14 protein-coding genes are annotated in these 13,845 nt (G+C 62.3%); 7 read left to right on the top strand and 7 right to left on the bottom strand.

The window, feature by feature from the left end; translation table 11 throughout:
- The first annotated feature begins 261 nt into the window (after positions 1-261).
- From Q1A07_RS18465 to Q1A07_RS18445, 5 genes are all read left to right on the top strand, one after another.
- Complete coding sequence (locus Q1A07_RS18465; RefSeq protein WP_299783476.1) at positions 262-3,048, top strand: glutamine-synthetase adenylyltransferase; 2,787 nt, start codon at positions 262-264, stop codon at positions 3,046-3,048.
- Positions 3,045-3,314 (top strand): hypothetical protein, encoded by a 270-nt coding sequence (locus tag Q1A07_RS18460; protein WP_299783475.1) that lies wholly within the window; start codon positions 3,045-3,047, stop codon positions 3,312-3,314. The genes Q1A07_RS18465 and Q1A07_RS18460 overlap by 4 nt, the downstream gene beginning before the upstream one ends.
- Positions 3,315-3,437: 123 nt before the next feature.
- Positions 3,438-4,118, top strand: a complete 681-nt coding sequence (locus Q1A07_RS18455; RefSeq protein ID WP_299783474.1) for a DUF6778 family protein — start codon at positions 3,438-3,440, stop codon at positions 4,116-4,118.
- Positions 4,119-4,157: 39 nt separating this feature from the next.
- Positions 4,158-5,381: an RSP_2647 family RNA methyltransferase gene (locus tag Q1A07_RS18450; RefSeq protein ID WP_299783473.1), complete on the top strand. Its 1,224-nt coding sequence runs from the start codon at positions 4,158-4,160 to the stop codon at positions 5,379-5,381.
- A 3-nt stretch (positions 5,382-5,384) separates the two neighbouring features.
- Positions 5,385-5,933, top strand: coding sequence for an RSP_2648 family PIN domain-containing protein (locus Q1A07_RS18445; protein ID WP_299783472.1), 549 nt, complete (start codon positions 5,385-5,387; stop codon positions 5,931-5,933).
- A 3-nt stretch (positions 5,934-5,936) separates the two neighbouring features.
- On the opposite strand, the gene Q1A07_RS18440 is transcribed toward Q1A07_RS18445, so the two are convergent.
- From Q1A07_RS18440 to Q1A07_RS18415, 6 genes are all read right to left on the bottom strand, one after another.
- Positions 5,937-6,626 (bottom strand): M48 family metallopeptidase, encoded by a 690-nt coding sequence (locus Q1A07_RS18440; RefSeq protein WP_299783471.1) that lies wholly within the window; start codon positions 6,624-6,626, stop codon positions 5,937-5,939.
- Between the two features lie 86 nt (positions 6,627-6,712).
- Positions 6,713-7,900: a VWA domain-containing protein gene (locus tag Q1A07_RS18435; protein ID WP_299783470.1), complete on the bottom strand. Its 1,188-nt coding sequence runs from the start codon at positions 7,898-7,900 to the stop codon at positions 6,713-6,715.
- A gap of 9 nt (positions 7,901-7,909) precedes the next feature.
- The gene (locus tag Q1A07_RS18430; protein ID WP_299783469.1) at positions 7,910-8,077 is read right to left on the bottom strand and encodes an apolipoprotein acyltransferase; all 168 of its coding nucleotides are present in this window, start codon (positions 8,075-8,077) and stop codon (positions 7,910-7,912) included.
- A gap of 48 nt (positions 8,078-8,125) precedes the next feature.
- A complete protein-coding gene (locus Q1A07_RS18425) occupies positions 8,126-9,490 on the bottom strand; it encodes a DUF2927 domain-containing protein (RefSeq protein WP_299783468.1) in 1,365 nt (454 codons plus the stop codon).
- Positions 9,487-9,942: a GNAT family N-acetyltransferase gene (locus tag Q1A07_RS18420; RefSeq protein ID WP_299783467.1), complete on the bottom strand. Its 456-nt coding sequence runs from the start codon at positions 9,940-9,942 to the stop codon at positions 9,487-9,489. Before Q1A07_RS18420 ends, Q1A07_RS18425 begins: the two co-directional genes overlap by 4 nt.
- Before the next feature lie 108 nt (positions 9,943-10,050).
- On the bottom strand, positions 10,051-10,890 hold the full coding sequence (locus tag Q1A07_RS18415) for a MoxR family ATPase (RefSeq protein ID WP_299783466.1): 840 nt from the start codon (positions 10,888-10,890) through the stop codon (positions 10,051-10,053).
- A 168-nt stretch (positions 10,891-11,058) separates the two neighbouring features.
- Here Q1A07_RS18415 and dksA point away from each other — a divergent pair, with 168 nt between their 5' ends.
- Positions 11,059-11,481, top strand: a complete 423-nt coding sequence (gene dksA / locus Q1A07_RS18410; RefSeq protein ID WP_299783465.1) for an RNA polymerase-binding protein DksA — start codon at positions 11,059-11,061, stop codon at positions 11,479-11,481.
- 79 nt (positions 11,482-11,560) lie between these two features.
- On the top strand, positions 11,561-12,703 hold the full coding sequence (locus tag Q1A07_RS18405; protein WP_299783464.1) for an FAD-dependent monooxygenase: 1,143 nt from the start codon (positions 11,561-11,563) through the stop codon (positions 12,701-12,703).
- Between the two features lie 76 nt (positions 12,704-12,779).
- On the opposite strand, the gene Q1A07_RS18400 is transcribed toward Q1A07_RS18405, so the two are convergent.
- Positions 12,780-13,835, bottom strand: coding sequence for an ornithine cyclodeaminase (locus tag Q1A07_RS18400; RefSeq protein WP_299783463.1), 1,056 nt, complete (start codon positions 13,833-13,835; stop codon positions 12,780-12,782).
- Positions 13,836-13,845 lie beyond the last annotated feature (10 nt).

The raw sequence follows: 13,845 nt of genomic DNA, 5'->3' as shown, positions 1-13,845 counted from the left end.
TGTTCGGGTTATCGGATCCCCGTGTCGTTGGGGATGTGAATGTCTTTCACATTACATAGATTGGCATGGGCGCGCGTCCTTACAAGGCTTTATGTGAATGTTTTTTACATTAATTCGTTTAAGTGTTAAAAATCAGGTAGTTAATCTGTAAAAATTCACTGATTCCACTGTGAGCAGCAAGACGCAAAGACCCTTCTCCACGGGAAAACACCGGTGCGAAGGCCCATTGACCTCAACGCCATCTGTGGCAAAAGCTGGCACATGAGCCTTGCCCGCCTTATGACCCGTTGCCCGCGCGCCTTTGACCCGGAGAGGGGGCAGGAGGCGGTGGATGCTGTCGCGGATATTCCCTCTGATCTGCAGGACCTCATCAGGGGGACCGCCGGTTCAAGCCCCTATCTGGCTGGTCTCATCGGAAAGGAAGCGGTCTGGTTGCCAAGGGCGCTCGCCGACCCGGACAATACGTTACAGACCGAAATCACAATCGCACGGGACGCGGGTGCAGACGGGTTGGCGGACGTTTTGCGGCAGGGCAAGCGACGGGTCGCGCTCCTGACCGCCCTGGCGGATTTGAGCGGTGCCTGGCCCTTGCACCGAGTGACCGGTGCCCTGACAGATTTTGCAGACGCCGCCTGCCAATCCGCGCTGCGGGCGGGTCTCGCCGTCCAGATCAAACGCGGCAAACTGCCGGGCAAGACCGAAGAAGATCTTCAGGACGCCGCAGGCATGTGCGTTCTGGCCATGGGCAAGATGGGGGCAGGGGAGCTCAATTACTCCTCCGACATCGACCTGATTTGCCTCTTTGACGAGACGCGGTTTGATCCATCGGATTTCCACGACGCCCGCGCCAGTTTCGTGCGGGCCACTCGCGCCATGACCGCCACGCTGAGCGAGATGACCGCGCAAGGCTACGTGTTCCGCACCGATCTGCGCCTGCGTCCCGATCCGGCCGTCACGCCGGTTTGCATGGCGATGGAGGCCGCCGAACGCTACTACGAAAGCCTCGGCCGCACGTGGGAGCGTGCGGCCTATATCAAGGCGCGCGTCGCCGCGGGGGATCAGATGGCGGGCGGGCGGTTCCTGCAGGAGCTGTCGCCTTTTGTCTGGCGCAGGCATCTCGACTTCGCCGCTATTCAGGACGCCCATGACATGCGTCTCGCCATCCGGGAGCACAAGGGGCTCGGCGGTCCGATCACCCTGCCGGGGCACAACATGAAACTGGGTCGCGGCGGCATTCGCGAGATTGAGTTCTTTACCCAGACCCGGCAGCTGATTGCCGGTGGGCGTGATCCGGAGTTGCGCCTTCGTGGCACGGTCGAAAGCCTTGCTGCCCTTGCGGAAAAGGATTGGGTGCCCGCCGATATGGCGCAGACGCTCGCGGATCACTACATCGCGCACCGCACTGTGGAACACCGGCTGCAGATGGTTCAGGACGCCCAGACCCACAGCCTGCCACAGACGGACGAGGGCTTTGAGCGCCTGGCCTGCCTGATGGACCGCGACAGCGCCGCGTTGCAGGCGGAACTGGCGGAACGGCTGGAAGCGGTACACGAAATGACCGAAGGGTTTTTTGCCCCAGCGAAACCTGACACCGCCGCGCCGGGTATTCTGGATGATGATATGCTGTCGCGCTGGCTCGGCTATCCCGCCCTGCGCAGCGAGCGCAGCCGCGCGATCTTTCAGCGCCTGCGCCCGGATTTGCTGACGCGACTGGCGCAATCCTCGCGGCCCGAAGAGGCCTTGCGCGCCTTTGACGGCTTCCTTGCCGGGTTGCCTGCCGGGGTACAGCTCTTTTCCCTGCTCGAGGCGAACCCGCAACTCACCGATCTTCTGATCGACATCACCGGCACCTCGCCCGAACTGGCGCAATACCTGTCGCAGAATGCAGGCGTCTTCGATGCGGTCATCGGGGGGGATTTCTTTACCGATTGGCCCGGTCAGGCAGGATTGGAACCCCTGCTGCTCCAGCGCCTGAACGCAGAGGCGGACTACGAGGCGCAACTGGATGCCACCCGGCGCTGGCGCAAGGAATGGCATTTCCGCATCGGTGTGCATCTGTTGCGCGGGTTGATTGATGCGGACGTTGCGGGCCGACAGTATGCCGATCTGGCGCGGGCGGTGCTGGCGGTTCTGTGGCCGCTGGTGATCGCGCAGTTCGCCAAACGGCACGGGCCACCGCCGGGCCGCGGGGCCGTGGTGCTCGGCATGGGGTCACTGGGCGCCGGGCGGCTCAACGCCGGGTCCGACCTGGACCTGATCGTGGTTTACGATCCGCTGGGCAGCGATATGTCTGACGGGCAGAAACCCCTGTCGACCAGACCCTACTACGCGCGGCTGACGCAGGCATTGATCACCGCGCTGACGGCACCGATGGCGCAGGGACGGCTCTTCGAGGTGGACATGCGGCTGCGGCCCTCCGGCAATCAGGGGCCGGTGGCCACCAGCTGGGCCTCCTTTCAAAGCTATCAGCAGGAGCAGGCCTGGGTCTGGGAGCATCTGGCACTGACGCGCGCGTGTGTCGTCGCGGGGCCGGAGGATTTGGCAAAGGATGTGGAGCGCTTTCGACAAGAGTTGTTGAGCGCCCCGCGTGATGCGGCGAAAACGCTGATGGAGGTCGCCGAGATGCGCGACCGTATCCGCGCTGCCAAAAGCCCTGCCAACCTGTGGGACGCCAAGATCGGACCCGGCAGGCTGCAGGAAATCGAGTTGATCGCACAGGCAGGCGCCTTGCTGCAGGGTGATGTGAGCGGCCAGACCGAGGCAGGCCTGCGGGCCGCTGTCGCTGCGGGGCTTTTAGATGACGCATCAGGGCGGGACCTGTGCGCGCACTATGCCTTTTATTCCCGCGTGTATCAGGTGGCGCGCCTGCTGTCGGACCAACCGCTCGATGCGGAGACGCTGGGCCCGGCGGGACAGGCGTTTTTGTTGCGCGCCCTGGAGGAGGAGACGATGACCAGCCTGCAAGACCGGCTTTCGACCAGCTATGCCCGATCAGAGGCTCTCCTTGACGCCGCGCTTTCGGCGCCCAAGGCGGAGGATGCCCCATGAAGGGCGACGAGAACGATCCCAAGGGGCTGATCTTTGAGGCCTATCGCATCGAGGGCATTACCGATGCCGAGTGCCGGACCATTTTCCTCGATTGGGCGCTCAGCCTGCCGCCGGAGCGCGAAACGGCACAGGCGCTTCAATTGCTGGTCACGCAATACGGGGCGCTGCACGCCGACCATCCGATGACCGCTGTCATGACCGGAGGTCTGTCGGGCATGGCCACCCCGAAAAGACGTGGCGGCTGGCGATCGCGCCCGAGAAACTAACCGTTTTCAGCGAATTCGGAACAGTTTTAGCTAAAATTCGTCACAATTCAGCCTCAGTCGGTGGGTATCTACGCCTTCGAAGTACACAGGCGTGCAGAATGTCGCCCTTAGTGGAGACACGATATGAAACCGATGAAACTGATTACAGCACTGGGCTTTGCCGCGCTGATAGCGGGCTGCGCGACGACAGATACAGCCAGCCGGAACGCCCCGTTCAACACGCCGGGCGCAACGAATGCACCTACGACGCAAGCCCTTGTGGACACAGGCGTTTTTGAGGTTGCAGAACCCTCTTGGAATATCCAGCGCGTGAACGTGATCGTGCCGGAGACACTGGTGGTCTCGGAGGCCAATAGTTACTACCCCTCCGGCGACATCGTATGGCGCGGTGATCCCGCCGGGGATCGCCATGCACAGGTCAAAGCCATCTTTGAGAACGCCATGGCGCGAGGCACCGATGACATGGACAAGGGGCAACCCGTTATTCTCGATGTGCAGGTATTCCGCTTTCACGCCCTGACCGAGAAGACCCGTTATACTATTGGTGGCGTGCATTCGATTACCTTCGGCGTGAGCTTGCGCGATGCGGAAACAGGCGCGCTCCTGGGGGAACGCCGTGTGGTCAAAGCCGACCTGAAAGGGTTCGGCGGCCAGCAAGCCATTGACGCTGAGCGTCAGGGGCTGACCCAGAAGGTGCGGATCACCGATCACCTTGCCAAGGTTATCGAGGCCGAGCTTGCCAGTGCCGAGGGCTACACCAATCAGCGGCTGGGTCTGGTTCAGGCGATCAACAATACATTCTGATCTTTCACCCAGTCGTGGAAGGGATTAGAGGAGGGCGCTATGACAGCGCCCTTTTCTGCATCTGATGCACCCGTTACCGATTTACCCGTCGTCCGGCTGCGACCCAAGGCCAATGCCCGTGCGATCCGACACGGGTTTCCCTGGGTCTATGCCAATGAACTAGTGACCGACCGGCGTACCAAGGCCTTGCCCTCCGGCGCGCTGGCCCAATTGCAGGATGACGCGCGCAATCCTATGGGCATCGTTGGCGTGACTCCCACCTCCAAGATCATCGCGCGGGTGCTGGACCGGGATCCTGCAGCGCAGATTGATCAGAGCTGGTTCGAGGCGCGGCTGGTCCGGGCTTTGGCCTTACGCACGCGCCTGTTCGACGCGCCCTATTACCGGTTGGTGCATGCAGAGGCAGACGGCTTGCCGGGTGTGATCATCGACCGGTTTGGCGAGACCTGTGTCATCCAGCCGAACGCCGCCTGGGCGGATGCCTTGCTCTCGCCGCTGGTCGCAGCCCTGCAATCGGTGACGGGTGTGCAGACGGTGTTGAAAAACGCCTCTGGCCGGACGCGGGGGCTGGAAGGTCTGGATGATGTAAACGCTGTTCTCGCGGGGACAGCACCCGACGCGCCGATACCCGTGCCGATGAATGGCGCGACCTATATGGCAGACCTGACCGGCGGGCAGAAGACCGGGCTCTTTTATGACCAACGCCCAAACCATGCCTTTGCCGCAGCGCTGGCGCGCGACGCACGGGTGCTGGATGTCTTTAGCCACGTGGGCGGGTTTTCCCTTGCCGCATTGGCGGGTGGGGCGGAGCGGGCCTTGGCCGTGGATGGCGCGCAACCCGCGCTGGATCTGGCGCAGGCCAGTGCAGAGGCGATGGGCGTGGCGGACAGATTCGCGACGCGACGTGGCGACGCCTTCGAGGTTCTGACAGCCCTGCGTGAAGAGGGCGCGGAATTTGATGTGGTGATCTGTGATCCGCCGGCCTTTGCGCCGACGCGCCCGGCGTTGGAGGCAGGGCTGCGCGCCTATGAGCGTGTGGCGCGGCTGGCGGCCGGGTTGGTGGCTGAAAACGGTATTCTGGGCCTGTGTTCCTGCTCCCATGCGGCCGATCTTGCTGCCTTTCGCGGGGCCAGCGTGCGCGGTACTGGTCGGGCAGGGCGTCGGGCCGCGCTGATCCACACCGGGTTCGCGGGCCCCGATCATCCGCAACTGCCGCAGCTGGCGGAAAGCGGTTATCTCAAGTCCCTGTTCTTTCGGTTGTAATCCATGAAAATCACCATCGACGCCTGCGTTCTCTATCCCACGGTGATGCGGGAGATGGTGCTGGGCGTTGCAGCCACCGGCGCGTTCGCGCCGGTCTGGTCACCCCGCATTCTGGAGGAATGGGCCCGTGCCGCGATCAAGCTCGGCCCGCTGGGAGAGACGCAGGCGCGCAGTGAAATCGCGCTGTTGCGGTCGGCCTGGCCGGATGCCGAAGCACCTGCCGTACCGCAGACCGAGAACCGTCTATGGTTGCCGGACGAAAACGATATCCACGTGCTTGCCACAGCGGTTTCGACATCAAGTGATGCAATCATGACGCTGAACGCAAAGGATTTTCCAAAGGGTGCGCTGGCGGAGGAAGGTCTGTCGCGGCTGGCGCCGGATGAGTTCCTGTACGCGCAGTTGGGCCAGAGACCGGATGCCGTGCGTGCGGTAGCGGACAGGGTTTTGGGCGAGGCACAACGTCTTTCCGGTCAGCCCTGGGAGATGCGTGCGCTGCTGAAAAAGGCCCGGTTGCCGCGTGTCGCAAAAGCTTTGACACAGCCCGGCTGAGACCTACTCCGTCACGGCCCATTTCGCTTCGAGCGCTTTCAGGGCGGCCACCCGATCCTGGGTTTTGGGGTGGCTCATCAACCAGGCGGGCACGGCACCGCCGTTCTGTTGTGTCAGCTTGTCCAGTTTTTCAAACAGGCTGATCTGCGGGGCCACGCCGATGCCTGCCTTGGTCAGCAGCGCCGCTGCGTAGGCATCGGCCTCATATTCATCCGACCGGGACAGCCGCGCGGCCAGCAGGGTGGTCAGCATGCCCGCCAGCCAGACCCCGATCCCCGGAATGAACCGGCCCAAGACCATGGCGAGCGCCGTGCGCAGGGCGTTCTGGCCGGAGAAGTCGATCATCCGCCGCCGCGAATGGCCCAGGGCGACATGGCCCATTTCATGGGCGATCACGCTGGCGATTTCCGTGTCACTAACCTCACCTGCGCGGAATTTATTGTAAAAGCCGCGGGTGATGAAAATGCGTCCGTCTGGTGCCGCCAGCCCGTTGACCGGGTCGATCTCGTAGATGTGCACACGGATGCGCGGCAGGTCCAGCGCGGCCGCCATCCGGTCCATCAGGGCCTTGAGTTTGGCATCCGCCAGTTCGGTGGACCGTGCGTCCAGCTGTTTGGCCGTGCGCCACGCGGAAAAATGGTACATCGCGAGGCCATAGAGAATAGCGAGCAGGATGGGCGTGAATTTGATCATGAGGGGAATATGGGGCCGGGGACCGCAAGCGGCAAGTTCGGGAGCCTCCGGCGGGAATATTTTAGGCCAGAAGAAGCGGGGGACGATCAGCGGCCCAGCAGTTTCATACCGCGTTCGATGCCGGAGAGGGTCATCGGGACCATTGCCTCGGGACCCATCAGATCCTGTATCATCGTGATGGATTGGGTATAGCCCCAGTATTTCTCGGGCACCGGGTTAATCCAGAGCGTCGCGGGCCATTGGTCGCGAAAGCGGGTCAGCCAGGTGGCACCGCTCTCTTCGTTCCAATGCTCGGATGCGCCGCCGGGGTAGGCGATTTCATAAGGTGACATGGAGGCATCGCCCACGAAGATGCATTTGTAGTCCGGCCCGAAAGTGCGCAGCACCTCATGCGTGGGGATTTGCGCGTCCCAGCGGCGGCGGTTGTCCCGCCAGAGCCCTTCATAGACGCAATTGTGAAAGTAGTAGTGTTCCATGTGTTTGAATTCGACACGTGCGGCGGAGAAAAGCTCTTCCACCACTTTCACGTGGGCGTCCATGGAACCGCCCACATCGAGAAACAGCAGCACCTTGACCGCGTTGCGCCGTTCGGGCCGGGTTTTCACGTCGAGATAGCCGTGTTCCGCCGTGGCGCGGATGGTGCCGCCCAGATCAAGCTCTTCGTTTGCGCCGTCACGGGCCCAGCGGCGCAGCCGTTTCAGCGCGACCTTGATGTTTCGTGTGCCCAGCTCGACCGTGTCGTCGAGGTTCTTGAATTCACGTTTGTCCCAGACCTTGGTCGCCCGCTGGTGGCGCGAGCGGTCCTGACCGATGCGCACACCTTCGGGGTTGTAGCCGTAGGCGCCGAAGGGCGAGGTGCCAGCGGTGCCGATCCATTTGTTCCCGCCCTGGTGCCGCCCTTGCTGCTCTTCAAGACGTTTCCTGAGCGTTTCCATGAGCTTGTCAAAACCACCCAGAGCGTCAATCTCGGCCTTTTCCTCCGCTGTCAGGTGCTTTTCAGCCATTTTCTCAAGCCAGTCGGCGGGGATGTCCATGGCCTCCATCACCTCCTGCACCGAGATGCTTTCCAACCCGGAGAAGGCCGCTGCAAAGGCGCGGTCGAACTTGTCGATGTTGCGTTCGTCCTTCACCAGTGTGACGCGGGCCAGATAGTAAAACGCCTCGACATCATAGGTTGCCAGCCCGGCCTGCATGGCTTCGAGAAAAGATAGGAATTCCCGCAACGACACGGGAACGGCATTCTTGCGCAGAGCATCGAAGAAGGGCAGGAACATGACGTAAGATTATACCAGCAGCCTGTCGATCACCACCGTCAGGACCATGCCGACAATTATGAAGGCCATCGCATAACCGGCTGCATATTGCGCGATATCCTTGCGGTTGCCCTTACGGCGCGCAGCGGTAATGCCGCCGATGATGGCGCCCAGAATGGCAGCTGCGATTACGATCATTCGGTCCCTCGTTCTTCCTCACGCGCCCCGCTCTCAAAGAAGCAAAGATCAGGCCGGTGGATTTCCGGGATTGAGCGCCGAGATCTCGCGTTGTTTCGCCCGCACGGCCCAATCTGCGCCGAACCCGTAGCGCGCCCATCCCAGACTGTCCAGCCGGACGCTGCGTGCCTCTTCGACGCGCCCCTCCAAGCTCAGAGCCTCGGCGCGGAGCAACTGCAGCGTCGCCAGCAGTGCCGCGTTCTGAGACCTGCGTGCGGGATCGATATGTGGGTCGATCAGGCGCAGAGCGCGCAGTCCATCGCCCTTGACGATTTCATAGGCGGCCAGCTGCGAGGCAACATAGGCGCGGTGCAGTTTCGTGCCGGGTGATCTGGCATAGAACCGGTCCGCCGCAATATACTGTCGCTGTGCGGCGATGGGGTCTGATCCCTGTAAAACGCGACCCATCGCATAGTGGGCAAAGGCGCGCCGGTTGTCCTGCCATCCCAGCCGCGTCGCGATTGAAACCGCCTTGGCGGCAGCCGCACGGCGTGCCGCAGACCCGGCACCCGGGCCCAAGGCGGTCTGGATTGCCTTGCTCCACTCCTGCGGTGTTGCTGTCGGGCGTGGACGGGGGCCGGTCTGTCCCGCCGGGTTCAGGCGCGCAAAAATCGCGGGCAGGCGACGCAATACCTGGGCGCGTGTCATGCCGGACCGCAAAGCGGGATCATAGGTCGCGCGCAGGATCAGCATGTCGAAATTCGTCAAGACCGTATGCACATTGTCGTCGTTGAAAACCGAATTTGGCAGACGGTAGAGGTCATTGAGTGGTCCCAACGCCTGGGCCAGTTCCTCGTGCAGGCAATCGCGCGCTTCCTGCGGGCTTGCGTCGTTTGGCAGGAAAATTGCCAGTCGGGTTCGGGTTTCCAGCAAAGCCCAGTTGGTGCGCGGGCTGCGCCGGGTCGTACGGAATTCACTCAGCGAGCCCACATTGGGGGCCACGAAGCAGGCTGCTTGCGGCAAAGCACGCCTGATGTCGGCGCGCGAGACGGCCTGGATGGTGATGTTGGCTGTGGAATCCGTTGTCGTCTTGATCTCGATACCGGCCTCATCGCGCAGACGGCCCAGAAGCGCGGTAAGATCGGCAGCCAAAGTGGACGGCGGCGCACCGGTCAGGCGCAGGGTAATAGGTCCTTCGAAACGGGTCAGGACGGGCAGCTCCCGGCCACTTTCCATCTGGAAAGACAGTTCAAGGAAATCGCGCACCAACTCGGCATTGGCAATTGCAGGGCGGCTGATCTGCGCCCGCCCGAAGGTTTTCATCGGGGGCAGGGTGCTGTCGGCAATCACCGCGCGCGAGGCGGTGCCGCCCTGTGTGACCGGCACGCAGGCGTTGAGCACCATGATCAGGGGCAGGATCAGCCGACGCTTCATGCGCGGGCGTACTTGATAAACGGCGTTTTCACACCGATGCGGTCATAAAGCTGGCGCGCGGTGGCGTTGAAATCCTGCGTCAGCCAATAGACGCTGGGTGCCCCTGCGGCATCCGCGGCGGCATAGACCGCTTCCGTCAGCGCGCGTCCAATGCCCTGGCCGCGCACCTCCGGATCCGCATAGAGGTCCTGCAGGTAGCAGACGTTCTTCTCGAATTGGCCATGGCGGTGAAACAGGTAATGGGTCAGCCCCACAAGCCGACCGTCCAGCTCGGCCACCAGGCCGTTGAAATCCTGCGGATCATCTCCCAGCAGCCGGTCGAAATAGAGATCAAAGATGGATTGCGGGCGCGTTGTCTCGTAGAACGCCAGATATGCCGTCCAAAGGGCCGCCCATTGGGGTTTGTCATCCGCGCTTAGGGGACGCACGGAGACACGCGAGGTGTCTGTCATATCTTCAGCCTGCCTATAGCCTCTGCCCGCGATCTTGGCGCCGCGGGTCATTGTGCGGCCACTGTGCAGCTAAGGCAGGGTTCTGTCAAATACGATCAGACGACCCAGTCACCGCCCGCTGCGCGCCAGAAAGGCGAGCCGCTCGAAAAGATGCACATCCTGTTCGTTTTTCAGCAGGGCCCCGTGCAGTTTCGGCAGGGCATTGGCACCGGAGCTTTTGAGGTCTTCGGCGCTGAGATCTTCGGCCAGAAGCAATTTCAACCAGTCCAGCACTTCGGAGGTCGAGGGTTTTTTCTTGAGGCCCGACTGGTCGCGAATCTCGTAGAATTGCGTCAGCGCCGTGGTCAGCAACGCCTCCTTGATGCCGGGGAAGTGCACCTCGACGATCTGGCGCAGGGTCTCCATCTCCGGAAAGCGGATGTAGTGAAAGAAACAGCGCCGCAGGAAGGCATCAGGCAGTTCCTTTTCATTGTTCGAGGTGATGATCACGATGGGCCGGTGCCGCGCGCGGATCGTCTCGCCGGTCTCATAGACAAAGAACTCCATCTTATCGAGTTCCTGCAGCAGATCGTTGGGAAATTCGATGTCGGCCTTGTCGATCTCGTCGATCAGCAGGACGACTTTCTGATCCGCCTCGAAAGCTTCCCAGAGCTTGCCCTTGCGGATGTAGTTCTTCACATCATGCACACGTTCTTCGCCCAGCTGGCTGTCGCGCAGGCGGCTGACGGCGTCATATTCATACAGGCCCTGTTGCGCGTGCGTCGTGGATTTGATGTTCCATTCGATCATCGGCAACTCCAGCGACGCACTGACCTGCCGGGCCAATTCCGTCTTGCCTGTACCCGGCTCCCCCTTCACCAGAAGCGGCCGTTCCAGCGTGACAGCAGCGTTTACGGCGATTGTCAGGTCGTCGGTGGCGATGTAGTCGGCGGTGCCTTGGAATTTCATGTATCGTCAACCCTTTGTGGCGCGCGGTGTTGTGATGCTTTTAGCCAGAATTCTTCCGGATTGTGTAGTGACAATCGAAAGGACGTGGGGTAGATCGTGGCGCATGGGGGCACTTGGCCTGAGGACAAGTCGCGTATGAATGACGTTAGCCACGTTGAGGGGAAGCAAATGAAACAGGAACTGTTTCTGCCGGATGATTATCGTCCGGCCGAAGATGAGCCGTTCATGAACGAACGCCAGGTTGAGTATTTCCGCCGTAAGCTATTGAACTGGCGCGCCGAGCTTCTGGCGGGGTCCAAGGATACCATCGAAGGGCTGCAGGATGGCACCCGCAATATTCCCGACGTGGCGGACCGTGCCTCCGAGGAAACCGACCGCGCGCTGGAACTGCGCACCCGGGATCGTCAGCGCAAGCTGGTCAGCAAGATCGACGGGGCCTTGCGCCGGATCGAAGAGGGCGAGTTTGGTTACTGCTCGGTGACGGGTGAACCGATCTCGCTGAAGCGTCTCGACGCGCGCCCGATTGCCACGATGAGCCTTGAGGCGCAGGAACGCCACGAGCGCCGCGAGAAGGTACACCGCGACGATTGATCCCACGCGGACAGATCGCAATGAACGTAAAAGCGTCGGAGCCAGGGCTTCGGCGTTTTTGTTTGAAGGGACTTCGATGATGAGGAATGTCATTGTGGTGGGCGCCGGGATTGGCGGGTTGGCTGCGGCCACGGCCCTGGCACGCCAGGGGGTCGCCGTCACACTCTACGAAAAAGCGCCGCAGATCGCGGAAGTGGGTGCCGGTCTGCAGATCAGTCCCAATGGTCTGGCCGTGTTGCGCGCTTTGGGGTTCGAAGACGCGCTGGAACGGGCCGGGGCGGTCCGTGCCAGATCCGTCGTCCTGGAAGACTACAAGGCCGGGGCGGAGGTTGCGCGGCTGGATCTGACGCGGTTGCAGGACCAGAAATACCTGTTTGTACATCGCCATGATCTGATCCGTGTGTTGGCCAGCGCAGCCAAGCAGGCGAACGTGACGCTGGAATTGGGCCAGGAGGTGACGGGGGTCTCGCCCGGTGCCTTGCCGGAGGTGCGACTTGCTGCGGGTCAAACCGTGCGGGCGGAAGCGGTGATCTGCGCGGATGGCATCCATTCTATCGGTCGGGATGTTGTCTCGCCCGGGTCGGCAGCGGCTTTCACCGGGCAGGTGGCGTGGCGGGCAACCGTGCCGGCGCAAGCTCCGATGCCGGAGGTGCGGGTGACAATGGGGCCGGGCCGTCATCTTGTACGCTACCCGCTAAAGGCTGGGTCACTGACGAACATCGTTGCTGTGCAGGAACGTGACGCCTGGGCGGAAGAAGGCTGGCATCACGGGGATGACCCTGAAAACCTGCGGGCCGCGTTTGAAGATTTTGGAGGTCCCGCGGCGGATCTTTTGCAGCGGGTGGAGGAGGTGTCGCTGTGGGGCTTGTTCCGGCACCCGGTGGCTGAGACCTGGAGCGCGGGGAATGTGGCTTTGCTGGGGGATGCAGCGCATCCGACCCTGCCGTTTCTGGCGCAGGGGGCCAATCTGGCGCTGGAAGATGCCTGGGTGCTTGCGACCTGCCTGATGGACGGGCGCGCGGACAAGTACGAGGAGATCCGCAAGGCGCGGGCCACCCGCGTGATCGACGCCGCCAGCGGCAATGCCTGGAAGTACCATTTGCAAGAAGGGCCCGTGCGGCGGCTTGCGCATCTGGGGCTGTCACTGGGCAGTCGCTTGACGCCGGGACTGATGATGCGGCAATTCGACTGGCTCTACCGGCACGATGTGACCAAGGCGTGATCCGACGGCGCGCGGCGTTGCCGCGCACGCCATGATTTGGTTTTGGGCGGGCCCAAAACGGCGCCTTGCGGATGGCTTATGCGGGACGCGACCGTTGCAGCATGCCGAAGAGATCGCGCGGATCGTCCGGGTCGGCCAGTAGGTCCAGTGGGTGGAACAATTGCGTCTCTTCGATCTGGTCGCGCACGTAGCGCAGGGCGCTGAAATCCTCGATGGCGAACCCGACGGAATCAAAGAGCGTGATCTGTTCGGGGCTGTGTCGCCCCTCGGCCTGACCTGTCAGCACCTGCCAGATTTCGGTGACGGGGTGAGTTGCCGGCAATTGCTGTATTTCTCCTTCGATCCGGGTCTGTTCGGGGTATTCCACGAAGATGTCGGAGCGGTGCAGGATCGCGGGTGCCAGTTCCGTTTTGCCCGGACAGTCGCCGCCGATGGCGTTGATGTGCACGCCCGCGCCGATCATGTTGTCCGTCAGGATGGTGGCATATTGCTTGTCGGCGGTGCAGGTGGTGATGATCTGCGCGCCGAGGATGGCCTCTTCCGCCGTGGTGCAGGGCGTGACCTTCAAACCGATCCCGGCAAGATTGGTCGCGCATTTCTCAGTTGCAGCCGCGTCCGTATCATAAAGTCGCACTTCCTCGATCCCGCAGATTGCCTTCATCGCCAGAGTCTGGAATTCCGACTGGGCGCCATTGCCGATCATCGCCATGACGGTGCTGCCCTTGGGGGCCAGCGTGCGGGCGACGAGGGCCGAGGTGGCCGCCGTGCGCAGGGCCGTCAGCAGGGTCATTTCGCTGAGCAGGACGGGATAGCCGTTGCCCACATCCGCCAGCAGGCCAAAGGCGGTGACGGTCTGCAGCCCTTCGGCCGTGTTCTTGGGATGGCCATTGACGTATTTGAACCCGTAGACCTCGCCGTCGGAGGTTGGCATCAGTTCAATCACGCCTTCGGCGGAATGGCTGGCCACGCGCGGGGTCTTGTCGAAAAGCTGCCAGCGCTTGAAATCGGCCTCGATGTAATCGGCCAGGCCGCGCAACATGTCCTCGACCCCGATATGGTGGATGAGCTGCATCATGTGATCGACGGAGACGAAGGGGACGAGGGCCTTGTCGGAGGGGGTAAGCGTGGTCATGGCGGGGCCT

The sequence above is a fragment of the uncultured Roseobacter sp. genome, from assembly GCF_947492555.1.
Taxonomy (GTDB): Bacteria; Pseudomonadota; Alphaproteobacteria; order Rhodobacterales; family Rhodobacteraceae; genus Roseobacter.
Note: the sequence above shows the minus strand (reverse complement) of the source record. Positions and strands in the feature narration are given on the sequence as shown.